The organism is Nonomuraea sp. NPDC051941 (assembly GCF_044593615.1).
Genome location: NZ_JBIUCF010000095.1, coordinates 1 through 23,393 on the forward strand (window position 1 = coordinate 1; position 23,393 = coordinate 23,393).

The window sequence follows — 23,393 nt, forward strand, 5'->3', positions numbered from 1 at the left end:
GCCCGACAGCCCCGACGACGGCCCACTGCTCATCGGCCCCTTCGACCGCGACCGCTACGACGCGACCGAGGTCAAGGAACTCCTGACCGGCCTGGTGAGGAAGGGGAGCCTAGACTTCACCCTATGATCCGGCCGCAGCGGGGGACGTCGCGTGACGTGCGGCGTACCAACAGGGCCGTGTTGCTGCGCACGCTCTTCTTCGACGGCGAGCGCAGCAGGTTCGAGCTCGCCCAGGCGACCGGCCTGAGCCCCGCCACGGTGAGCAACGTCGTCACCGGCCTGCTGTCCGACGGGATCGCCGTCGAGGTGGGCAGGGTCGAGTCGGACGGCGGCCGGCCGCGCGTCCAGCTCCGCGTCAACGCCCACCACGCCTACGCGGTCGGCGTCGAGGTGGGGGAGACCCGCGTCGGCGTGGAGTTGTTCGACCTGTCCATGACGCCACGGGCCAAGGCCGAGACCCCGCTGCGCCCAGGACGGCACGCTCCCGACCTGGTGGCCGGCCACATCCGCGAAGGCGTCGCCGCGGTGATCGCGCAGGCGGGGGTGGATCCCGGCCGCGTCCTCGGCGTCGGTGTCGGCGTTCCCGGCATGGTGCGGGGCTCGGTCGTCGACTCGCCGACGTTCGGCTGGAGCGGGGTACGGCTGGCCGACATGCTCCCCGGCCTGCCCGTGTTCGTCGACAACGGCGCCATGACGCTGGGCCTGGCCGAGCACTGGTTCGGCGCGGGACGGGGCAGCGACTACATGATCATGGTGTTGATCGGCAGCGGGGTCGGCGCCTGCATCATCACCGACGGCATCACCGTCCGAGGCGTGTCCGGTGGGGCGGGGGAGTGGGGCCACACCACGGTGATCGCCGACGGCCGCCCCTGCCGCTGCGGTGCGCGCGGTTGTCTGGAGGCCTACGTCGGCGCCGAGTCGGTCCTCGCCAGGGCGGGGATCGACCTGGCGGGCGTCGAGGAGGAGAGCGCCTTCGCGGCGCTGCTGGCCGACCCGGGCGCGCGTCCCCTGTTCGACGAGGCCGTCGGCCACCTGGGCGCGGGGCTGGCGAGCCTGATCAACCTGCTCAATCCCGAGCGCATCGTGCTGGGCGGCTGGGCGGGCCTGCTGCTCGCCCGCGACCACCTGCCCGCGATCTTGACGGCCACGGAGCGCTCCGCGCTGCGCTGTTCCTACGACCGGGTCGCGATCGGGGCCGCTCACCTGGGGTCGGAGGGCGTCAAGCTCGGCGCCGCCATCCTAGTGGTGGATCAGTTCCTGGGTGCCTGAGAGCCCACGTCCCGGTCGTACGAAGTTACCTCAACCCTTAAATTAAGTATTGACGCTCTTGTAAGGTCACCGTAAGGTCACCATGAGGTCACGACCGTGGATTTCTCTTAGCCATGGTGCTCACCCACGCCGGCCGCCGGCGTACACCCCCCACAGAAGGTGACACCCCCCATGAAAAGACGAGGAATCATCCTCGCGTCCGTGACGGCGTTAGCCGTGGCGGGCCTCGCCTCCCCGGCCTCGGCCGCCACCGGTCAGATCACCGGCTACGGCGGCAAGTGCGTCGACGTCGCCGGCGCCAACAGCGCCAACGGCACCCAGGTCCAGCTCTGGACCTGCAACGGCACCACCGCCCAGTCGTGGACCACGCAGTCCGACGGCACGATCCGCGCACTCGGCAAGTGCCTGGACGTGGCGGGCGCGAGCAGCGCCGACGGCGCCAAGGTGCAGATCTACGACTGCAACGGCACCGCCGCGCAGCAGTGGACGGCCGCCTCCGACGGCACCCTGCGAGCGCTCGGCAAGTGCCTGGACGCCACCAACGTCAGCTCGGCCGACGGCACACCCCTGCAGATCTGGAGCTGCGGCACCGGCGCCAACCAGAAGTGGACGCTGCCCTCCGGCGGCGGCACCCCCAGTCCCGGCAAGCTGCCCGGCGCCCCGTACCTCTACATGGGGTGGGGGAGCCCGCCCAACCCGGGCACGGTCATGGACGCGACCGGCGTGAAGTCCTTCACGATGGCCTTCATCCTGTCCGGCGGCGGCTGCACGCCACGCTGGGACGGCTCGCGTGCGCTGACGGGCGGCGCCGACCAGCAGGCGATCAACACGATCAAGTCCAAGGGCGGCAGCGTCCAGATCTCCTTCGGCGGCTGGTCGGGCAACAAGCTCGGCCCCAACTGCGCCACGCCTGAGGCGTACGCGGGCGCCGTGCAGCAGGTCATCAACGCCCTGGGACCCGCGGCCGTCGACTTCGACATCGAGAACACCGACGAGTACGAGAACTACACCGTCCAGGACCGCATACTCAACGGCCTCAAGATCGTCAAGGCGAACAACCCGAACGTCAAGGTGGTCGTCACCTTCGGCACCTCCACCAGCGGCCCGGCCGGCGCGGGCATCCGGCTGATCAACCGGTCGAAGGAGCTCGGCGTCCCGATCGACAACTACACGATCATGCCGTTCGACTTCGGCGGCGGGTCCAACATGTACCAGAGCACGGTCAACGCGGCCGAAGGGCTGAAGAACGCCCTGAAGTCGGCGTTCGGCTGGTCGGACGCCACGGCGTACGCGCACATGGGCATCTCCGGCATGAACGGCCTGTCCGACCAGTCGGAGGTCACCTCGGTCGCCACCTGGACCCAGATCCGCGACTACGCCAACTCCCATGGCCTGACCAGGCTCGCCTTCTGGTCGGTCAACCGCGACCGCCCCTGCTCCGGAGGCCTGTCCGAAACCTGCAGCGGCGTCTCCCAGAACGCCTGGGACTTCACCCGGCTGACGGCGGGGTTCTGATGCGTGCCCTCGTCGTCCTCGTGCTGGTCGCGGCCGGGTTCGTCCTCATGCCGGTCGCGCAGGCAGCCGTCCCCACCGGCCTGACCACCGTGGTCGCCAAGCACAGCGGCAAGTGCGTCGACGCCCGCGGCGCCGCCACCGCCAACGGCACCGCCGTCCAGCAGTACGCGTGCAACGGCAGCGGCGCGCAGCTCTGGCAGTTCCAGGCCACCAGCGACGGCTACTACCGGGTCAACAGCTCGCTCAACGCCGCGCAGGCCTGGGACGTGACCGGGGTCTCGACCGCCGACAGCGCGCCGGTCCAGCTCTGGGCCTACGGCGGCGGCAACAACCAGCAGTGGCTGCCGGTGGAGGAGTCCGGCGGCACGTACCACCTGGTCAGCAGGAACAGCGGCAAGTGCCTCGACGTGTCGGGCGCCTCCACGGCCGACAGCGTGCAACTGCAGCAGTACGCCTGCAACGGCACGGCGGCGCAGTCGTTCACCCTGTCGGGCGGCGGCGGTGGCGGCCCCGATCCCGACCTGGGGCCGAACGTGCGCGTCTTCGACCCGTCGATGCCCGCGTCCACCATCCAGTCGCAGCTCAACTCGGTGTTCGGCCAGCAGCAGTCCAACCAGTTCGGGTCCAACCGGTACGCGCTGCTGTTCAAGCCGGGCACCTACAACGTGGACGTCAACGTCGGCTTCTACACCCAGGTCCTCGGCCTGGGACAGACACCGGACGCGGTGACGATCAACGGGGCCGTGCACGCCGAGGCCGACTGGTTCGGCGGCAACGCCACGCAGAACTTCTGGCGCTCCGCCGAGAACCTCTCGGTCACCCCGGCGGGCGGCACGGACCGGTGGGCGGTCTCGCAGGCGGCGCCGTACCGGCGCATGCATGTGCGCGGAAACCTGCAGTTGGACGACGGCGGCTGGTCGAGCGGCGGGTGGATCTCCGACTCGCGGATCGACGGTCAGGTCAGGTCCGGGTCGCAGCAACAGTGGATCTCCCGCAACTCGGCCTTCGGGTCCTGGAGCGGGTCGAACTGGAACATGACCTTCGTCGGGGTGTCCGGCGCGCCGGGCAACACCTTCCCCAGCCCGCCGTACACGACGGTGGGGCAGGCGCCGGTGGTACGGGAGAAGCCGTTCCTCTACATCGACGCGGCGGGGGCCTACCAGGTGTTCGTGCCCGCGCTGAAGTCGAACTCCGCCGGGGTGTCGTGGCCGGGTGCGGGCACGTCGCTGCCGATCAGCCAGTTCTTCGTCGTCAAGCCGGGCAACACCGCCGGCGACATCAACGCGGCACTGGCCGCGGGCAAGAACCTGCTGGTCACGCCGGGCGTCTACCATCTGAACGACACGATCAGGGTCACCAGGGCCGACACCGTGGTGCTCGGTCTCGGGTTGGCGACGTTCGTACCCGACAACGGCATCACGGCGATGACCGTCGCCGACGTGGACGGCGTCAAGGTCGCCGGGCTGCTGATCGACGCCGGGACCGTGAACTCGGCGACGCTCATGCAGGTCGGCCCGGCGGGCTCGGCGGCCTCACACGCGGCCAACCCCACCTCGCTGCACGACGTCTTCTTCCGCGTCGGCGGCGCCGGGGTGGGCAAGGCGTCACAGAGCCTGGTGATCAACAGCGACGACGTGATCGGTGATCACACCTGGATCTGGCGGGCCGACCACGGCAGCGGCGTCGGGTGGAACACCAACACGACCGTCAACGGGCTCGTCGTCAACGGCGACAACGTGACGTTCTACGGGCTGTTCGTCGAGCACTACCACCAGTACCAGGTCATCTGGAACGGCAACGGCGGGCGGACCTACTTCTTCCAGAACGAGATGCCCTACGACCCGCCCAACCAGGCGTCCTGGATGAACGGCTCCACCCGTGGCTGGGCCGCCTACAAGGTCGCCGCTTCGGTCACCTCGCATGAGGCCTGGGGGCTGGGCAGCTACTGCTACTTCAGCGCCAACCCCGGGGTGGTGGCCGACCGGGCCTTCGAGGTGCCGAACACGCCGGGGGTCCGCTTCCACCACATGGTGACGGTCTCCCTGGGCGGCACCGGAACCATCGCCCACGTCATCAATTCCACGGGAGGCCCGAGCAACTCCTCCACGAACGTCGCAAACCTCACCGAATACCCATAACCCACCGACGCGTCCTCCCCCTTTGCCGAAAGGGGGAGGACGCGCCCGCGCGTTACTGGGCCTGCTGGTCGTACAGGCCGTCCATCATCCGCAGGAGCGGCGCGGGGTACGAGCCCTCACCCTCGTCGCTGAACTCTCCCCCGTACGACGCCTGCCAGTCGCCGGTCGAGGTGTTCCGGATGGAGGTGTGGCTCAGCGTGCCGCCGTCGGCGTTCGAGCCGTAGAGCGCCCAATGGTGGGCAGTGCGCTTGTTGGTCGCCGAGTCGGAGCTGACCGTGTCATCGTGCTTCGAGGCGAGGAAGGTGTAGTCCGTGCCCATCTGGGAGAGCGGCTGTTTTCCCAGCCAGCTGATGAAGCCGCTGCCCGGACGCATGTCGCTGCACTGCTCGTGGGTGATGGCGCACGCGGTCACCACCGCGCTGCCGATGCCCTGGTGTGGCGTGGCGAACGTGACCATGTCCTCGATGTACAGGAATGGGGGCCAGGCTCTGGGCCACACGGTGGCGCCGAGGTTGTTCGGATCGACCGTCAGCCCGCTCAGGTCGGGCGGCGGCTTGCCCACGCCGTACCTGTTGACGCCTTCGATGGCCGCCTTCGCGACCAGACCGCCCATGGAGTGCGTGACGACGTCGATCGCCACGTCCTTGCTGGAGTACAGGTAGTAGACGGTCCACGCGAACTGGCGACCGACCTCCTGGATGCGCGTGTCGGTGGTCCCCTGGAGCCTGAGGTCGCAGTTGGTGGCCTTGTTGTAGTAGCCGAAGGTGACGACGTCGCCCCAACCGTTGGCGTTCAGCACCTGCTTGGCGCTGTTCCATGCGCCGGAGCAGCTGATGTCGGCCTCACGGTCGAACCCGTGGACCATGACGGTGACCCGGTGTCCGTTGCCGCGCGCGGGCGCGGCTGACGCGGCGGGTGCGGTGGTGATCAGAGTGGCGGCGACTATGGCCCCGACCAAGGGCAGGGCAAAACGGGATCTGGCTAATCTGTGCATCCACGGTCTCCGTTTCCGTTGGGCCGGAGGCAGAGTAGCGCGCAGACGATCATTCTGTGAATGAGTTGAACCTTCGGCATTCCGCCGTTCACGCGGGCTCGCAACCGCATCGGAACACAGACGCTTCGCTGACGCAGGCGCTGGGCTCGGGCTTGCGACCTTGCCGGGGTGCGGGCCGGCTCGCGCACGGGCGGACCGGCAAGCACCATCAGGCGACGGAGGGTCTGGTCTGGTCGATGACCTTGGCGAGGTCCTCGACCACGCTGTTCTCGAAGACCACCTCAGGTGGAAGGTCGGTCTTGAGGTCGCGGCGGATGCGCATGCGGCCGCGCGCGGCGAGGAGGGAGTGGCCGCCGAGGCCGAAGAAGTCGTCGTGGACGCTGATCGACTCCACGCGGAGCAGTTCCTCCCAGAGCTGGACGAGGTAGCGCTCGGTGGCGGTGCGCGGAGGTTCGTAGGTGCGCCGCCGCCGGGAGCGGTCCTCGGCGGCCTCGCGCAGCCGCGCCCAGTCCCGTTTGCCGTGCGCGTCCAGCGGCATGGAGTCCAGGACGACGAACTCGGCGGGGACGTAGGCGGCGGGCAGACGCTGGGTGAGGAAGGCGCGCACGCCGACGGGTGAGAACTCCTCGGCCACGGGGATGACGAAGGCGACCAGTCGCAGGTCGCCGGGCTCTCCTACCGCCGTCACCGCGACCTCGCCCACGTGCGGGTGCTGGTAGAAGGTGCGTTCGATCTCGGCGGGCTCGACCCGGTGGCCGGAGATCTTGACCTGGCTGTCGACGCGGCCGAGGTATTCGAGGGCTCCGTCGGCACCGGTACGCACCAGGTCCCCGGTGGCGTACATGCGGGTGCCGTTCGCGGCGAACGGGTCGGCGACGAAGCGTTGCGCGGTGTGCCCGGGCTGGTCCAGGTAGCCGCGTCCTACGGCGGCGCCGCCGACGTACAGCTCACCGGTGGAGGCGGGGGCGAGCTGATCGTCCAGGACGTACAGACGCGCTGACGCGGTCGAACGGCCGATGGGGACCCGGGTGCAGTCGTCGGGGAGCTCCTGGACACGCTGGGCGGTGCAGGCCACGGTGGCCTCGGTCGGGCCGTACAGGTTGAGCAGGTCCCCGGAGAAGCCTCCGGCCCGCAGCTCGCGGCAGGTGTCGGCGAGCAGCACGTCGCCGCCCGAGCACAGGACCCGCAGGGAGGCGAACGCCTCGCGGTCGTGGCGGGCGACCTGGTTGAGCGCGATGGCGGGAGCCAGCATCGCGGTGACGCGGTGCCGCCGGAGTTGCCGCCGCAGGTCGGCGCCGATGAGGTCGGCGAAGGCGGGCATCACGACCAGATCCGCGGCGCCGGCCATGCTACGCAGCAGTTCGAAGGTGAAGGTGTCGAAGGACAGGTTCGATGCCTGCGCCATCCGGTCGCCGGGGCCGACCGTGGGGAGGGCGGTGTCCGTGGCGAAGGCGACCATGTGGCGGTGTTCCAGCACGACGCCTTTGGGCTGACCGGTGGATCCGGAGGTGAACAGGACACAGGCCGCGCTCTGCGGGGCGACGTGTGCCGCCGGACCCGAAGCGGGAGGCAGGACGCGCCAGTCCAGCTCGGCCACCTCCACGGGCAGGCTGGACAGCCGCCTGGTCGTGCCGGGATCGGTGAGCAGCAGGCGCAGGCGGCCGGCCTTCACCATCTGCTCGCGCCGCAACCTGGGATAGCTGACGTCGATCGGCACGTACGCCGCTCCCGCGCGCAGCACACCGAGCACCGTCACCACGGCGCCGACGCCACGCGGCAGGTGGACGCCGATCCGGTCCTCCTCCCGCACGCCGAGCCTGACCAGTTCGTGCGCGACGGCGTCCGCCCGCTCGGCCAGTTCCGCGTAGCTGAGGCTGGTTTCTTCGTCGCTGACGGCGGGCAGGTCCGGATGGGTTCCGACGGTTCTGGCGAGAAGCTCGGGAATCGTCGCGGGTGCAGACACGGCGCTCATCCTCTTCGCATCAGTAGTCGAGATCTTCCTCGATGACCTTCCTGAGCCCGGTGGCACCTGCCAGGAAGTTCAGCGGATCCCCGGGAAGCAGGTGGACGCGTGTCTCGCCGTACTCCTGCCACTCGGCCAGGTCGTCCGGTCCCACGTCGAGGTCATCCGCCCAGCCGATGGCGCTGATCGGCACCCCGATCGCCTTGGCCGGCGGCGCGTAGTCCAGGCACATCCGCACGTCCTGCCGCAGGACCCGTACCGACAACGACACCAGCTCGTCCGGGATGGCCCCGTCGCCGAGGTCTCCGGCGACGCGCCGGAGCTCCGCGGCGATGCGATGGTCGGACATCCACGGGTGGTAGTAGCCGTAGAAGCCCCGGCTCGGCGTCAGGGACGCCGACACGAACAGCCGCTCGGGAGCCCGGACGCCGATCTCCATGGCGCGGGTGGCGAACGCGTGCGCGAGCAGCGCGCCCATGCAGTGGCCGACGAGCGCGTACGGCCGCGCCAGGTAGGGCAGGAGCGCCTCGACGGCGTCCTTGGCGAACGTCTCGAAGTCGCGGTACGGATCCTCCTTGATCCGGTACTCCCGGCCGGGAAGCTGCACGGGATGGACCTCGGCCTCCCCGATCCGCCCGGGCCAGCGCCGCAGCGAGGACGCGCCGGAGCCGGCGTAGGGGAAGGCGAACAGCAGCGGCCCGTCTCCGGCCGACGGCTCCTGCAGCAGCCAGCGCGTGGATGGTCGGCGCACATGCCCTCCAGAAGTCTCGACTGCCGACTGACGCTAGCCGGGAGGGGTTAGCCGCCGGTTACGCGGGAGAGGCGTAACCGGCGGCTAACCACGCCGGGGCATAGTCGGGAGCACGTGCGAACCGGAGGTGTCCCAGGTGCTGCCCGTACTCGACCCGGACCAGGTGGAGTCCCTGGACCTGACCTCGCCGACGATCCATGCCGAGGGTGACCTGTCGGCGGTGTGGCGGCGCCTGCGGTCGGAGCACCCGCTCTACTGGCACCCGCCGATGGGCGGCAACCCGGGCTTCTGGGTCGTCACCCGGCACGCGGACGCCGTCAGCGTCTTCCGCGACGGCCGGCGTTTCACCTCGACGTCGGGCAACGTGCTCGAGACCCTCCTCGTGGGCGGCGACTCGGCCACGGGCAAGATGCTCGCGGTGACCGACGGCCCCCGCCACACGGAAGTACGCCGCATCATCACCGGCGCGCTGACCCCGGCCGTGTTCGACCGGCTGGCGCGGCGGATCGAGGATCAGGTGCGGCGGCTCGTGGCGAACGCGCTGGAGCGCGAGGACTGCGACTTCGGCGACGACGTGGCCGCCCAGGTGCCGCTGGCCACGATCTGCGACACGCTCGCCGTGCCCGACTCCGACCGCGCCTACATCCACCGGCTCGGCTCCACCTCGGTCAGCTCGCACGGCCCCGCCCACACCTCGGCCGACGGCTGGAACTCCAAGAACGAGATCCTCGCCTACTTCATCGAGCTCGCGGAGGAGCGGCGCGGCGGCGACGCCGATGACCTGGTCAGCATCCTGGCCAACGCCCGCGTCAAGGGGCGGCCGCTCGGCACCGACGAGATCGTCTTCAACTGCTACAGCCTCATCCTGGGCGGCGACGAGACGACCCGGCTGGCGATGACCGGCGCGGTCCTCGCGCTGGCCGAGAACCAGGATCAGTGGCGGGCGCTGCGCGTGGGTGAGGTAGGGCTGGACAGCGCCGTCGAGGAGGTGCTGCGCTGGACGACGCCGTCGCGGCATCTCGGCCGGCTGGCGGCGGAACCGGCGGACCTCGGTGGCGGCCGGGTCGAGGCGGGCGACGTCGTCACGGTGTGGCTGGCTTCGGCCAACTTCGACGAGCGGGAGTTCGCCCGTTCCGAGCGGTTCCTCCTGGACCGTACGCCGAACCGGCACCTGACCTTCGCCTACGGGCCGCACTTCTGCCTGGGCGCGCGGCTGGGCCGCATCCAGCTCGCGGCGACCCTGGCCGCCCTTCGTGACCTGGTCGGCGAGATCGAGGTGACCGGCACCCCCCGGCGCGTCTATTCCAACTTCCTCGGCGGCACCTGCAACCTGCCGGTCAGGCTCACCTCGTCCAGTCAGAGGTCCGGTTAGAGGTCCAGGTACGCGTCCAGGTAGGCGGCGAGGTCGCCCAGGACGGGGTGCTGGAAGACCGTCACCATCGGGATCGCCGGGACGCCTTTGCGGCGCAGGTGCGCGACCAGCCGGATGGCCAGCAGCGACTGGCCGCCGAGCTCGAAGAAGTTGTCGTCCACGCCGACGCGCTCGATCTCCAGCACATCGCGCCACGCGTCGGCGACGAGCCGCTCGGTCGGGCTCATCGGCGCCGCCTCGGCGGAGAGCTCCTGCCGCACCGGGGGCGGCAGCGCGCCGCGATCCACCTTGCCGCTGCCGGTCAGCGGGAAACGATCAAGCCCGACGAGTACGGCAGGCAGCATGTACTCGGGCAGGTAAGCGGCGGCTGCGCGCCGTACCAGATCGGCGTCGAACGAGCCCGCGCGCTCGAGCCTGCAGTAGCCGATGAGACCCGCGCCGCCCGGCATGTCGTCGCGGACCATCGCGACCGCCTGGACCACGCCCGGGCAGTGGCTCAGCACCGCCTCCACCTCACCCAGCTCGATCCGGTACCCGCGCAGCTTCACCTGGTCGTCCACGCGGCCGACGAACTCCAGCCGCCCGTCGGGGCCGATCCGCGCCCGGTCGCCGGTCCGGTACATGCGCGTGCCGTCGCCGGCGATCACGTCGGCGACGAACCGCTGCGCGGTCAGCGCCGGAGCGCCGGCGTAGCCGCGGGACACGCCGTCGCCGGCCACGTAGATCTCACCTTCTACGCCGGGGCCGACCGGCCTCAGCTTCTCGTCGAGCAGGTGGATGCGGACCCCGGGCAGGGGCTCGCCCAGGTGCGGCCCGGACGTGTGGTCGATCGGCGCCCACGTGGCGTCGACCGTGCATTCGGTCGGGCCGTACAGGTTGACCGGCGTCAGGACCCCGGCGGCCCGCCGGTCCGCCAGCCGGCTCCACAACGCGGGCGCGACGGCCTCCCCGCCGACGAGCAGCCGCAGGGGCGGCCCCTCGGCGCGTTCGGCCAGGTGGTCGAGCAGCGACACCAGGTGGGACGGCGTGATGTCGAGCTCGTCCAGCCGCTCCTCGGCGATGAGCGCCGCCAGCGCCTGCGGGTCGCCGCGCACCTGGTCGTCCACGAGGACGACGGTGTCGCCCCGGCACAACCGCGACCACTGCTGGACGGAGGCGTCGAACGACGGGCTGGCGTTCCACCCGATCCTGGCCGGCCCCGGCCCGACAGCGTGCGCCAGCTTGTCCACGAGCGCGGCCAGCGACCCATGCGTGACCTCGACGCCTTTCGGCCGCCCGGTCGAGCCCGAGGTGTAGATGACGTAGGCCCGGTCTCCGGGCAGGATCGGGGCGCGTCCCGGGACCGCTCCGGCGGCGACGCGAGCACAGGTGTCCACCGTCAGGACCTGCCGGCCGAGGGCGGGCGAGACGCGGCGGCGGGTGACGGGATCGGACAGGACCAGCTCCGCGCCTGCCTGCCGGCACATGTAACGCAGCCGGTCGATGGGCAGCGCCGGATCCAGCGGCAGGTAGGCGCCTCCGGCGCGCAACGTGCCGAGCAGGGCGGCCGCGAGGCCGATCCCGCGCGGCAGCAGCAGCCCGACCAGGGACTCGGCGCCGATGCCGCGCCTGATCAGCCCGGCCGCGATCGCGGCGCTGCGCGCGGCGAGCTCTCCGTAGGTCAGCACGCCGCCCCGGTGGACGATCGCCGGACGGTCCGGGCAGGCGGCGGCCGTCTGCTCGAATCGGCTGACCACCGTACGCGGGCCCGGGGCCGCCGGGTCGGTCGTGTCGGCAGGCGCGGGCAAGGTCATGCGGTTCTCCCGGGCGTCAGTAGCTGAACTTGGCCGGCGCCACGTCCAGCACGGCCACGCTTTCGGCGAATCGCCGCTCCAGGGCGGCCAGGCGCTCCGGGTCGCCGCCCCGGTCGCGCACCCCCATGAGTTCCTGGCTCGTCCGCAGGAGCCCCATGAGCTCCCGCACGTTCACGCCCTTGCCGTCCAGGTAGGGCAGCGACCAGAAGTCGAAGTCGTACAAGGGCAGCCACACCGACTCGGTGACGCGCTCGAGCATCTCGTCGGTGAGGTCGGCGGCCTGCGAGGAGGTCATGCTGAAGTGCGACCACTTGTAGCCCTCTCCCTCGATGCCCAGCAGTTCCTTCTGCTGGTAGATCGGCGAGCGGGGGTTGGCCCACCAGGCCTGGGCCCGCCACAGGTCGGGGGCGGTCTCGTTGAGGAAGTCGATGGTGTTGCCGACGGTCTTCTCGGTCTCGCCGGGGAATCCGACGATGATCGAGGCGAAGGTGGTCACGCCACGTTCCTTGAGCCTGGCGATGCCGGCGCGGTACTGGCTGTCCTGCGCGAGCTTGTGCATGTTGGCCAGCACGTCACTGTCGCCGGACTCGATGCCCAGGAAGACGCCGGAGCAGCCACTGGCGGCGGCCAGGTCGAACGACTCATCGTCGCGGGCGTTGGAGCAGCGGAAGTAGGAGTACCACCGCAGGCCGAGATCCTCGTCGATCATCATCTGGCAGAGCTGCTTGAACCGCTTCGGCGGCACGTTGAACGTGTCGTCCACGAAGACCACGTTGCGGACGCCGAGCTCGGCCAGCGCGCGAAGCTCCTTGCGCACCGTCTCCACCGAGGCCGTGGTGAGCGCCCCGGCGCGGGTCGGGTAGTCGCAGAAGCTGCACTTGAACGCGCAACTGCGCGCGGTGCGAAGCTGCGCGGTCGGGCCGATGAGGTCCGGGCTGAAGCCGGCCCAGTCGATCGAGCATTCGTCCAGATCGTTGGCCTCCGGGCGGCGCCTGGTGCGCACCCAGGTGTCCTCGGGGCAGTGGATCAGGTTGTCCACGCCGGACAGGTCGCCGCCGGCGCGTACGGCCTGGCAGAGCTGGCCCAGGCTGTGCTCACCCTGCGATTCCTGGATGTAGGAGTCGGCGCCCATGGCGAAGAAGAAGTCCTGGACGGCGCCGTTCACGCCGGACTGGCACAGGTTGTCGATGAGCGGTCCGCCGACCACGATGTGGCTGGTCGGCGACATCTGGCGGATGTACTCGACGACCGGGCCGACCGGCAGGATGTTGACGTAGAAGGTGGTCGTGATGGCGACGACGGCGGGCCGTTCCGCCAGCAGCGCCGCCAGCCGGTCGCGCTCGCCGGTGAACAGCGAGACAGGCTCCGCGCGCAGGCCGCGCCTGCGCAGGTAGCTGGTCAGGTAGAGCGCCGCCAGGTTGAACACCTCGCCGACGTGGTATCTGTCGGCCCGGCCGGTGCCGCGGTTCCTGAGCCGGCTGAACGCGTCCAGCCACGGCATCGCCGCACCGTCGACCACCAGGTGCTCGGCGCGCATGATCTGGTATTCCGGCGTGCCGGGACCGGCCCGCTCGCACATGACCCGGTAGTCGTCGAAGTCGCCCTCGTTGTATCCGATCACCACGCAGTCGAGCTCGCTCATGCCGTCTCCCGTACGGTGTGGCGCTGTTCACGGTCCAGCCACCACTCGATGAAGATGAAGGCGAGCGTCCATGGCAGCCAGGTGACGCTCGCCGAGACCGCCTGTTCCAGGGCGTGCTGGTCGCCGCCGAACGTCGTGTCGAGCTGGTTGGCGAGGATCATCCCGATCGGGAAGCCGAGGAGCCGGTTGAAGATGATCGAGATGGTGAGGGTGAAGCTGCGCAGCATCCACCGGCGGTGTTCGGCGTAGCGGCCCCGGCGGGCGTTCACGAAGCCGAATGTCGTGACGGTGAACCACAACGACGCCAGCACGATGTCGCTCAGCGCGCTTACCGGGCCGAACCCCCACAGTACCGAGATCACCACCGCGGCTGTCGCGGCAGGCCACACGCCGGCGACGACGTAGGCCCGGCCGACGACGCGGTGCACGCGGGGGTGCCTGCGGCGCAGCCACGGCCACACCTGGAAGACACAGCCGACCATGGCCACCGTGGCGCCGAGTATGTGCGTCATGAGCACGGGGAAGAACCACGGCTGTTCGTCCGGCGAGATCCTGCCCACCTTCGGGTTGAAGGCGAGGTACCGCGGAATGGACAGGCTCACGAATATCGTGACGGCGATCGCGAGCACGCCGAGGGCGATGCGGCCACCGAGCCGCCGCCGACGGGGCCGGGCTGCGCGGCTGGGATGACCGTCCCGCTCCTGACCGTCGGTCTGTGCCGGGCTGACGGGCGATTGCGGTACGGATGGCATACGCACAGGATGAACTGCGGCCCCGTTTCCCAGGCATCCCTTCTTCATGTGACATCCCCGGCCGCCGCACCCGCGGGTAGCTTCGAGTCCCCGGAGAGACGGGGAGAAGACGTGGAAGAACGCATCTCTGTCCGCACGTTCGGCACGTTCGAGCTGGCGTTCGACGGCCGCCCGGTGGGACGGTGGAAGGCGGGCAAGGCCCGCAACCTGCTGCAGTTCCTCCTCCTGCGGCAGGGGCGGATCGTCTCGCGCGATGTGCTGTACGACGCGTTGTGGCCGGACGGCCCATGGCCCAAGGGCTCCAGCTCGCTCAAGGTCGCCGCGCACATGCTCAGGAAGGTCCTGGACGGGCAGCCGGAGGGCGGCCCGGGCCTGCGCCTGCTCACCCGCGAGTCCGGCTACCTCCTGGAGGCGGCCGGAGTGCCGCTCGACTTCGAGCTCTTCATCCGCCTGGCCGACGAGGCGCACGCGGCGCAACGGCGCGGCGGCCGGGCGGAGGCGGCGGCGCTCTACCTGCGGGCCGACGGGTTGTACGCGGGCGACTTCCTGCCGGATGAACCGTATGAGTGGGCGGTGGCGCAGCGGGAGTGGCTGCGCAGCAGGCTGCTGTGCGGACTGACCTACCTGGCGGAGACGAACATCCTGCGCGGCGACCACGTCGGCGTCATCAGGTGGTGCCAGCGGATGCTGGAGGTGGAGCCGTTCCACGAGGAGGCGTTCCGGGCGCTGATGCTGGTCCACGGCCATCTCGGGCAGCTCGAGCAGGTGCAGCGCTGGTACCGGCTGTGCGACGTACGGCTGCGCCGGCACCTGCAGACGGCTCCGGACCTGACCACCCGGCGGCTCTACGCCCGCGCGGCGCACGGCGCGTTCACCGGGCGGGCCATCGATCCCCGGCTGTGGCAGCACGAGCTGCAGCCGGACGGCCACACCTCGCTGCTGCGCTCGACCGCCTAGGCCGCCACCTCGACCGGCAGATGTTTGATGCCGAGCATGAAGTTCGAGGCCAGCCGTTCGATCTTCCCGCTCGGCGTGAAGCGCAGGCGGCGCCGTACCAGTTCCTCCACCAGCAGCGTGATCTCCATCCAGGCCGCGGACATGCCCACGCAGCGGTGGTTGGCGACGCCGAAGGCCAGGTGGTGGTTGGGGGCGCGGCCGAGGTCGAGCCGGTCGGCGTGGGGGAAGGCGCTCTCGTCGCGATTGGCGGAGGCGTTCCACAACGTCAGCGTCTGCCCGGCCGGTATCCGGATCCCGCGCAGGGTCACGTCCTTCGTGGCGGTCCTGCGCACGTAGGCGTTGGTCGAGGTCCACCGGAAGAACTCGTCCACCGCCGTGCCGACCAGGCTCGGGTCGTCGTGCAGGCGGCGTTCCTCCTCCGGGTGGCCGATCAGCGTCTCGACGATCGCCGAGGCGGTGAACGGGGTGGTCTCGTTGCCGCCGACGGCCACATTGAGCGCGTTGTAGAGGATCTGGCTCTCGGTCAGGCCGCGCCCGTTCGTCTCGGCGGCGAGCAGGATGCTGACCAGGTCCTCGCCGGGCTCGGCCCGGCGCCGGTCGAGCAGTTCGGTGAGGAAGTCGAAGATCTCCACCTGGGCGCCGACCAGGGTCAGGGCCTCGCCGCTGTCCCTGACGTACTCCTCGTCGCGGAAGCCGATCATCGTGCGGGTGAGGTGGAGAAGATGGAGCGCGTCGGCGCGGCCGATCCCGAACATCGCGGCGAGGAGACCGGCGGGCAGCGTGGGGGCGACCTCGGTGGCGAAGTCGCCGCCGCCGTCGGCGGTGAGGCGGTCGAGCGCGTCGGTGAGGTACGCGCGCACGTGCTCGGCGGCCGCGTGCATCATCCGCTTGTCGAACGCCTTGTGCACGTGGTGGCGCAGCAGCCGGTGCTCGGGCGGGTCGGAGCAGATGAGCATCTGCCCGGTCGCGGTGTCGGTCGCGCTGCGGAACGAGCCGCCGAGCACGGTGCCGTCCTTGGAGGAGAACGCCACCGGGTCCCGGTAGACCGCGCTCACGTCCGCGTACGTGGTCAGGGCCCAGTAGCCGCCGTCGGCGGTGGCGTTCCAGTAGACCGGCGCGTGCTCGCGCAGCCACGCCCAGGCGGCGTACGGATCGCCGGACACGAACAGGTCGAGATCGTCGAGGTCGATGAGCGCTGTCGCCATGGCGGCGAGGGTAGGCGGCGGCGGTTGGCCACCGGTTACGCGCGCCGGAAAGCGACGGGTGTGTCCCCTGAAGTGGGGAGGTGATGGCGGCTGCCGGATCCACGAGCATGGGCGCGTGCGACGGCCATCGACGGCGGACGGAGCGATCGCTCATGCGTAGGTTCACCACACTCTGGGTGGGTTATCTGGTCTCGGTGCTCGGCTCCTCGCTCACCAGCCTCGCGCTCGGTGTATGGGTGTTCCAGCGGACGGGCTCGGCCACCCAGTACGGGCTGATCATCGTCATGAGCTTCCTTCCGGGCATCCTGGCGACGCCGGTCGCCGGGGCGCTCGTGGACCGCTGGAGCCGGCGCGGCATCCTGGGAGTGAGCAACGCGCTGTCCGCGGTCACGATCTTCGCGCTGGCGGCGTTGTTCCTGAGCGGGACGCTCCAGCCGTGGCACATCTTCATCGTCGTCGGCATCCAGTCGCTCCTGCGCGCGCTGACGGCGCCGACCATGAACTCCATCGTCATCCTGCTCGTGCCGAAGGAGCAGGTCGGCCGCGCGAACGGGATGGTGCTCCTGGCCCAGGCCCTCGGCGGAACCCTGGGCTTCGCCGCGGGCGGCGTGCTGCTGATGGGCGTCGGGCTCGGCGGCGTCCTCCTGATCGACTGCGCCTCCTTCGTCGTCAACATGCTGGCCGTGCTGCTCGTCTCCATCCCGCACCGGCGCAGGTCCGAAGGGGGTTCGACGGGCGGGGACGGCCTCGGCGCCGAGATCCGGCAGGGCTGGCGCTACCTGTCGGCCCGCCGCGGCCTGCTGGCGCTCGTCGTCCTGTACGGCACGGTCGGCGTCGCGGTCGCCCCGGCCGACGTGCTGATCACGCCGGTGGTCCTCTCCTACTCCTCCGCCGAAGCACTCGGCGTGGTGCTGGCGGCCGCGGGAGTCGGCGCCGTGGTGGGCAGCCTGGTGCTGGCCGCCTGGGGCGGGCCGCGCCGCCGCATCCACGCGCTGGCCGGCCTCACGCTGCCGATCGGCGCGTTCATGTGCCTGGGAGTGGTACGGCCCAGCGTCGTCCTGATCATGATCGCGGCCTTCGGCTACTCGCTGTTCTCCACGATCGTCGACGGCACGGCCAGAGGCATCCTCCAGGTCGAGGTCGAGCCGGACATCCAGGGCCGGGTGTTCGCCCTGTTCAACATGGTCGCCAACACCGTCCAGTGTGTGGCCTTCGCTCTCGCCGGTCCGCTGGCCGACCAGGTCTTCGAGCCGCTTCTGCGGGACGGCGGGCCGCTCACCGGCTCGGTGGGGACGTTCTTCGGGGTGGGCCCGGGCCGGGGGACCGCCCTGCTCATCCTGTTCTGCGGCCTGGCCGTGATCGTGACGGCGCTGGTCGCCTACCGGCAGCCTGACCTGCGTGCCCTGCCCGACCGGCCCACCGGCGGCGCGAAGAAGGCGGCGGCGAAAGACGAGCCCGATCCACCGGCAATGGCTCTTGCGCGGGAACGCGCGGATGGGGAGACCTCATGACCGACCTGCAAAGCCGGATCGCAGCTCTCTCACCGGAGCAGAGGGCGAAGTTGGAGTCACGGGTCGCGGACCTGCTGGCGACCCGCGAGCCCACCCGCGAGGAGCGGATCCGGCCACGCGATCGTTCCCTCCCCACCCCGCTGGGCATCGCGCAGCAGCGGGAATGGGCCATCGAGCGGCTCCGGTCGGCCAACAACATCAACAGCGCCTTCCGCATCGAGGGCAGGCTCGACCTCGGCCTGCTCGGCAGCGTGCTGACGGAGGTCGTCGAGCGTCACGAGGTGCTGCGCTCCACGGTGGAGCTCCAGGATGACGGCACGCCTGTGCAGGTCGTCCATCCCACCGGTCCCGTGCCCACTCCCGTGGTGGACCTGACGCACGTCGCGTCCCAGGACCAGCGCGCGGCGGTGCGGCGGCACTGCAAGGCCGAGATCATGCGTCCCTTCGACCCCCGCGACCCGCACCGGTTGCGGGTCACGCTGCTGCGCCTGGCCGAGGACCTGCACGTCGTGCTGTTCACCACCGACCACGCCGCCTCGGACGCGTGGTCGTTGTCGATCATCGTGCGCGAGCTCGTCACCCTGTACGGCTTGAAAAAGAACGGCGGCGGCCCGCTGCCCGCCCCCGGCATCCAGTTCGGCGACTTCGCCGCCTGGCAACGCGAGCAGTTCGACGACCAGAGGGTGGCCGCCGAGCTGGAGCACTGGCGGCGGACGCTCGACGGCATCGAGACGCCGCCCGAGCTGCCCGCCGACCGGCCGTATCCGGCGCGGCCGTCGTTCGCCGGCGACGTCCACATCGTGAACCTGCCGGCGGAGCTCACCGCCGCGCTCGGCGCGTTCAGCGAACGCGAGAACGCCCCGCTGGTCTCCATCCTGCTGGCAGGGTGCTCCATCCTCCTCCACCACTACCTCGAACAGGACGACCTGGTCGTCGGCTCACTGGTGTCCGGCCGCAACCGGCTGGAGACCGAGCAGGTCATCGGCTGCTTCGCCAACCCGCTCCCGCTGCGCGTGCGGCTGACCGGCGAGCTCACGCTGCGCGAGGTCGTACGGAGGGCACGCGAGTCCATGGCCGTCGCCATGGACCACCAAGACGTGCCTTTCGAACGCGTGATCGAGCTGCTGGACCTGGGCCGGGAGGCGTCGCAGACCTCGCTGAGCCGGTTGTGGATCAACGTCCTCACCGTGCCCGGCGAGACCCTGGAGGTTCCCGACCTGCGGATCAAGCCGGAGCCGATCGACCTCGGGCTGGTGTCGGTCGACCTCACCCTGTCGGCCATCCCGAGTCCCGAGTCGCTGCAGCTCCAGTGGCACTACATGACCGAGCTGTTCGACAGGGAGACCATCGTCCTGCTGGCCGGGCAGTTCGAGGAGATCCTGCGGCAGCTCGTCGCCGTGCCCGACGCGGCGGTGCGGCAGCTGACGCTGATCGCCGCCCCGGTGGCACCCGTCCGGCCGCAGACCTCGGACGCCGGCTTCGTCGAGTTGTTCCAGCGCCGGGTCACGCTCGCGCCGAACGCGCCCGCAGTCGTCTGCGACGGGGTCGCGACCAGCTACGGCGACCTCAACCGGGCCGCCAACCGGCTGGCGCGGGAGTTGCGGGCCAGGGATGTGGGCCGGGAGACTCCCGTCGGCATCCTGGTGGAGCGTTCCCCTGAGCTGGCCGTGGCGATCCTCGGCGTGCTCAAGGCCGGCGGCGTCTATGTCCCCGTCGACCCGTCGTATCCGCCCGAGCGCATCTCCTTCATGCTCGCCGACGCCGGTGTGAAGGTCCTGATCACACAGGTACGGCTCGCGCCGCTCGTGACCGACCCGCCCGCCGCAACCGTCCTCCTCGACGGTCCCGCGACCGGCGAACACGCCGACCACGACCTGGACGACCCGCCGGACCTCGCCTCGCTGGCCTACGTCGTCTACACCTCGGGCTCGACCGGGCGGCCCAAGGGCGCCATGATCGACCACGGCTCGCTGGTGACGTTCGCCCGCGACATCATGGAGCGCCTCGGGCTCGGCGCCGGCGACAGGTTCCTGCAGTTCGCCTCGCCGAGCTTCGACGTGCTGGTGGAGGAGCTGTTCCCGATCTGGCTGGCCGGCGGCGCGGTGGTCATCCCGACCCAGCACCTGATCAGCGGCGAGGCCGACCTGGTGGATCTCGTCGAACGCGAGCGGCTCACCGTGATGGAGCTGCCGACCGCGTACTGGCACGAGTGGGTACGCGAACTCGACCGGCTGGGCCGGATGCTCCCGAGCTGCCTGCGCCTGGTGATCATCGGCGGGGAGCGGGTCCTGCCCGAACGGCTGGCCATGTGGCCGCGGCTCGGCGTGCCGCTGATGCACGTCTACGGGCTGACGGAGACCACGGTCAGCTCGACCTTCTTCCGCCTCGACCCGGGCGAGAGCTTCGCCTGGCCGAACCTGCCGATCGGCACCCCGATCCCGTCGGCCGATCTGCGCATCCTCAACAGCAGACTCGCGCCGGTGCCGACGGGCGGCGTCGGCGAGCTGTACATCGGCGGGGCCAGCCTGGCTCGCGGTTACCTCGGCCGCCCCGGCCTGACCGCGCAGCGTTTCGTCGCCGACCCCGCGCACCCCGGCGAGCGCCTCTACCGCACCGGCGACCTGGTCCGCCGGCGCCCCGACGGGAACCTCGAGTTCGTCTCCCGCGTCGACACACAGATCAAGATCCGCGGCTTCCGGGTGGAGCCCGCGGAGATCGAGTCGGTGCTCAGCGGGCATCCGCAGGTCGGCGAGTCCGTCGTGGCCCTCTACGAGCCCGTGCCCGGCGACCGCCGCCTGATCGCCTACTTCGTCCCGGCACGCGCGGAAACCGCGCCGACCCTCACCGAGCTGCGCCGCTACCTCGAACGCGGACTGCCCGCGTACATGGTGCCCTCGACGCTCGTGGAGCTCGACGCGCTTCCCCTCAGCGCCAACGGCAAGCTCGACCGCAAGCGCCTGCCCGCGCCGGACGGCGGCAGGCCCGAACTGATCGAGGACTACGTCGCGCCGAGCACGCCGCTGCAGCGGAAGCTGGCCGACATCGTGGCCACGGTCGTCGGCGTGGACAAGGTCGGCATCTACGACAACTTCTTCGAGCTCGGCGGCGACTCCATCCAGGCCATCCAGGTCGTGGCCAGAGCCCAGGAGGACGGGATCGGGCTGTCGCCACTCGACTTCTTCGAGCAGCCGACGATCGCGCTGCTGGCGCAGGCGGCCACGGACGCCAGCCCGGACCGGATCGTCCGGCCACGGCCGCCGGACGCCGAGCCGGTGCTCTCCTTCGACCAGGAACGCCTGTGGCTGGAACACCAGCTTCGGCCCAAGACCGCCTACCACGTCGGCGGCCGCTACCGCCTCGCCGGCCCGCTCCAGGTGGACGTGCTGGAGGCCAGCATCCGCGCGATCGTGGCGCGTCACGAGGTGCTGCGCACCACGTTCCCCGTCGTGGGCGGCCGGCCGGTGCCCGTGGTCGGTGAGGTGGGCGACTGGCGGCTCGACGTGGTGGACCTCTCCGCGGCCGAGGACGGCTTCGAGATCGGCAGGCGCATGCTGGACGAGCAGTTCAGCGCCGCCTTCGACCTGGCCGAGGGCCCGCTGTTCAAGTGCACGCTGGTCCGGCTGAGCGACACCGAGCACCTGCTCAACATCACCTCGCACCACGTCGTCTCGGACAACTGGTCGATCGGCCTGTTCGGGCGGGAGCTGCTGGCGCTGTACGAGTCGGGCGGGGACCTGGCGCGGGCGGGCCTGCCAGAGCTCCCCGTCCAGTACCGCGACTTCGCCGTCTGGCAGCGCGAACGCCTGACCGGGGACGCGCTCGCGGAAAAGGTCGAGTACTGGCGCGGCCACCTGGCCGGAGCGCCGCCCGCGATCACCATGCCGAACGCGCCGCTGAACCTCGGAGCCGGGGGCGGGCGCAGCATGCTGAAGATGACCGACGAGCAGACGGTCGCGCTGCACGAGCTGTGCCGCCGCCTCGGCGTCACGCCGTTCATGCTGGTGCTGGCCTGCCTGGCGACGGTGCTGCGGCGCTGGTCCGGCCAGTCCGACATCGTGATCGGGACCTCCGTGAGCGGGCGGACCGACGTCGCGCTGGAGAACCTGATCGGCTGCTTCATCAACACCATGCCGCTCCACCTCGACCTGTCGGGCGACCCGGACTTCACCGAGCTGCTGCGGCGGGCCCGCCAGGTGTCGGTGGACGGCTACACGCACTCGGACACGCCGTTCGACGTGCTGGTGAAGGAACTGCAGGTGCCCCGCGACCCGCGCAGGACGCCGATCTTCCAGGTGGTCCTGAACGTGTTCGACCTGCCGCCGATCCGGCGCATCGGCGACGTCGGCCTCGAGGTGATGCCGCTGCCGGAGCTGCTGAGCAGCTTCGACCTCGTCTTCACCGCGCTGGAGGCGTTCGGGGCCTTCCAGCTCCGGCTGGAGTACGACGCCGAACGGTACCAGGCGCCGATGATGGACGCGCTGCTGGAGCACCTGCGCACGATGCTCAACGCGGTGGTACGCGATCCGGGCAAGGGGATCCTCGACTATCCGCTGGAGGAGGCGGCCGAGGTCACGCCCGGCGAGCGGGTGCTGCCTGCGCCGCACCTGGCGGTGGCACGGCAGGGCCGTACCTCTGACCAGGTCGCGGTGGCGGACCGGGACGGCGAGTGGAGCTACGGATGGCTCGCCGCGGCGGCCGAGCACATCGCGCGGGCGCTTCCCGACGCGGAGAGGATCAGCATCGTCAGGCGGCCCACGGCGGCGTTCGTGGCGGCGGTCCTCGCCTGCGTGCGGGCGGGAGCGGCGTTCGGCGTGGACGCGCCCGGCGCGCAGGGCCCGGCGGTGCTCGACGTGGGTGAAGGCCCGCTCGACCTCGGCGGCGCTGCCGAGGGTCTTGGCGACCTTGCGGCGGCGGACCGGCGGGACTGGGCGGTCGAGCGCTTCGGGCTCCGCGGTGACGACCGGTTCGCGGCGGTGTCGAGCAGCCCCGCCCATCTGGTGTCGGCGATGACGAGCGCGTTCCACGCAGGAGCGACGCTGGTCGTGCCGGACCGCTCGTTCACCGGGGACCTCGACGGCCTCGTGGCATGGCTGAAGGAGAACTCCATCAGCGTCGCCTACGTCGACGCGCCGCTCCTGCGCACCATCGCCGCGGGCGGGAACCTGACGGAGCTGCCGGGGTTGCGGTGCGTGTTCGTGGACAACTCGGGCGAGCTCATCTCCCACGACCTGGACGCGCTGCGGGGGCTGTCGCCGGACTGTCGGTACGTGGCGGTCTACCGCATGGGCCTCGACGGGCGGCCGCTGGCCGCGTACGCGGTGCCGTACGACTGGCAGCTCGACGCGGCGCCGCTGCGGGTGCCGCTCGGCGCGCCGCTCGACGATCTGCCCGCGCGGTTGCTGCACCCGTCGGGACAGCCGGCCGCGACCGGCGAGGTCGCCGAGATCTGCTTCGGCGACTACCACACCAGCGACCTGGGCCGCCGCTGGGCGGACGGGACGCTGGAGTTCGTCGGCAAGCTCCGCTGAGAA

The 23,393-nt window shown here is 70.8% G+C and carries 14 protein-coding genes; 7 read left to right on the plus strand and 7 right to left on the minus strand.

Features of this window, described 5'->3' with window-relative positions; translation table 11 throughout:
• Positions 1-123 precede the first annotated feature (123 nt).
• The 3 genes from ACIHFD_RS65585 (at position 124) to ACIHFD_RS65595 (ending at position 4,922) form a co-directional block, all read left to right on the plus strand.
• Complete coding sequence (locus ACIHFD_RS65585) at positions 124-1,269, plus strand: ROK family protein (RefSeq protein ID WP_397375575.1); 1,146 nt, start codon at positions 124-126, stop codon at positions 1,267-1,269.
• A gap of 171 nt (positions 1,270-1,440) precedes the next feature.
• Positions 1,441-2,784, plus strand: a complete 1,344-nt coding sequence (locus ACIHFD_RS65590) for a ricin-type beta-trefoil lectin domain protein (RefSeq protein WP_397375576.1) — start codon at positions 1,441-1,443, stop codon at positions 2,782-2,784.
• Positions 2,784-4,922 (plus strand): RICIN domain-containing protein, encoded by a 2,139-nt coding sequence (locus ACIHFD_RS65595; RefSeq protein WP_397375577.1) that lies wholly within the window; start codon positions 2,784-2,786, stop codon positions 4,920-4,922. The genes ACIHFD_RS65590 and ACIHFD_RS65595 overlap by 1 nt, the downstream gene beginning before the upstream one ends.
• A gap of 52 nt (positions 4,923-4,974) precedes the next feature.
• On the opposite strand, the gene ACIHFD_RS65600 is transcribed toward ACIHFD_RS65595, so the two are convergent.
• The 3 genes from ACIHFD_RS65600 to ACIHFD_RS65610 all read right to left on the minus strand — a co-directional run bounded on the left by ACIHFD_RS65600 (position 4,975) and on the right by ACIHFD_RS65610 (position 8,630).
• A complete protein-coding gene (locus tag ACIHFD_RS65600) occupies positions 4,975-5,916 on the minus strand; it encodes an esterase/lipase family protein (protein ID WP_397375578.1) in 942 nt (313 codons plus the stop codon).
• 208 nt (positions 5,917-6,124) lie between these two features.
• A complete protein-coding gene (locus tag ACIHFD_RS65605; RefSeq protein WP_397375579.1) occupies positions 6,125-7,879 on the minus strand; it encodes an amino acid adenylation domain-containing protein in 1,755 nt (584 codons plus the stop codon).
• 19 nt (positions 7,880-7,898) lie between these two features.
• A complete protein-coding gene (locus ACIHFD_RS65610; protein ID WP_363983605.1) occupies positions 7,899-8,630 on the minus strand; it encodes a thioesterase domain-containing protein in 732 nt (243 codons plus the stop codon).
• Positions 8,631-8,766: 136 nt separating this feature from the next.
• Here ACIHFD_RS65610 and ACIHFD_RS65615 point away from each other — a divergent pair, with 136 nt between their 5' ends.
• The gene (locus tag ACIHFD_RS65615) at positions 8,767-10,002 is read left to right on the plus strand and encodes a cytochrome P450 (RefSeq protein ID WP_397375580.1); all 1,236 of its coding nucleotides are present in this window, start codon (positions 8,767-8,769) and stop codon (positions 10,000-10,002) included.
• Here ACIHFD_RS65615 and ACIHFD_RS65620 read toward each other — a convergent pair.
• The 3 genes from ACIHFD_RS65620 to ACIHFD_RS65630 are packed head-to-tail and all read right to left on the minus strand — an operon-like array spanning position 9,999 to position 14,189.
• The gene (locus ACIHFD_RS65620; protein WP_397375581.1) at positions 9,999-11,795 is read right to left on the minus strand and encodes an amino acid adenylation domain-containing protein; all 1,797 of its coding nucleotides are present in this window, start codon (positions 11,793-11,795) and stop codon (positions 9,999-10,001) included. The two genes, ACIHFD_RS65615 and ACIHFD_RS65620, sit on opposite strands and share 4 nt — an antisense overlap.
• 16 nt (positions 11,796-11,811) lie before the next feature.
• A complete protein-coding gene (locus ACIHFD_RS65625; RefSeq protein ID WP_397375582.1) occupies positions 11,812-13,437 on the minus strand; it encodes a PhpK family radical SAM P-methyltransferase in 1,626 nt (541 codons plus the stop codon).
• Positions 13,434-14,189: a DUF2306 domain-containing protein gene (locus ACIHFD_RS65630; RefSeq protein WP_397375583.1), complete on the minus strand. Its 756-nt coding sequence runs from the start codon at positions 14,187-14,189 to the stop codon at positions 13,434-13,436. Before ACIHFD_RS65630 ends, ACIHFD_RS65625 begins: the two co-directional genes overlap by 4 nt.
• A 111-nt stretch (positions 14,190-14,300) precedes the next feature.
• On the opposite strand from ACIHFD_RS65630, the gene ACIHFD_RS65635 reads away from it, so the two are divergent.
• Positions 14,301-15,146, plus strand: a complete 846-nt coding sequence (locus tag ACIHFD_RS65635; RefSeq protein WP_397375584.1) for a BTAD domain-containing putative transcriptional regulator — start codon at positions 14,301-14,303, stop codon at positions 15,144-15,146.
• Here the strand turns inward: ACIHFD_RS65635 and ACIHFD_RS65640 are convergent.
• Positions 15,143-16,351, minus strand: coding sequence for a cytochrome P450 (locus ACIHFD_RS65640; protein ID WP_397375585.1), 1,209 nt, complete (start codon positions 16,349-16,351; stop codon positions 15,143-15,145). The genes ACIHFD_RS65635 and ACIHFD_RS65640 overlap by 4 nt on opposite strands.
• Positions 16,352-16,503: 152 nt before the next feature.
• Between ACIHFD_RS65640 and ACIHFD_RS65645 the strand changes: the two genes are divergently transcribed.
• The gene (locus ACIHFD_RS65645) at positions 16,504-17,862 is read left to right on the plus strand and encodes an MFS transporter (RefSeq protein ID WP_397375586.1); all 1,359 of its coding nucleotides are present in this window, start codon (positions 16,504-16,506) and stop codon (positions 17,860-17,862) included.
• The gene (locus tag ACIHFD_RS65650; protein WP_397375587.1) at positions 17,859-23,390 is read left to right on the plus strand and encodes an amino acid adenylation domain-containing protein; all 5,532 of its coding nucleotides are present in this window, start codon (positions 17,859-17,861) and stop codon (positions 23,388-23,390) included. The genes ACIHFD_RS65645 and ACIHFD_RS65650 overlap by 4 nt, the downstream gene beginning before the upstream one ends.
• The last annotated feature ends 3 nt before the right edge of the window (positions 23,391-23,393 follow it).

Coding starts and splice junctions, on each gene's coding strand:
- ACIHFD_RS65585 (WP_397375575.1), top strand. CDS start 124: ATGATCCGGCCGCAGCGGGGGACGTCGCGTGACGTGCGGCGTACCAAC.
- ACIHFD_RS65590 (WP_397375576.1), top strand. CDS start 1,441: ATGAAAAGACGAGGAATCATCCTCGCGTCCGTGACGGCGTTAGCCGTG.
- ACIHFD_RS65595 (WP_397375577.1), top strand. CDS start 2,784: ATGCGTGCCCTCGTCGTCCTCGTGCTGGTCGCGGCCGGGTTCGTCCTC.
- ACIHFD_RS65600 (WP_397375578.1), bottom strand. CDS start 5,916: ATGCACAGATTAGCCAGATCCCGTTTTGCCCTGCCCTTGGTCGGGGCC.
- ACIHFD_RS65620 (WP_397375581.1), bottom strand. CDS start 11,795: ATGACCTTGCCCGCGCCTGCCGACACGACCGACCCGGCGGCCCCGGGC.
- ACIHFD_RS65625 (WP_397375582.1), bottom strand. CDS start 13,437: ATGAGCGAGCTCGACTGCGTGGTGATCGGATACAACGAGGGCGACTTC.
- ACIHFD_RS65630 (WP_397375583.1), bottom strand. CDS start 14,189: ATGCCATCCGTACCGCAATCGCCCGTCAGCCCGGCACAGACCGACGGT.
- ACIHFD_RS65640 (WP_397375585.1), bottom strand. CDS start 16,351: ATGGCGACAGCGCTCATCGACCTCGACGATCTCGACCTGTTCGTGTCC.
- ACIHFD_RS65645 (WP_397375586.1), top strand. CDS start 16,504: ATGCGTAGGTTCACCACACTCTGGGTGGGTTATCTGGTCTCGGTGCTC.
- ACIHFD_RS65650 (WP_397375587.1), top strand. CDS start 17,859: ATGACCGACCTGCAAAGCCGGATCGCAGCTCTCTCACCGGAGCAGAGG.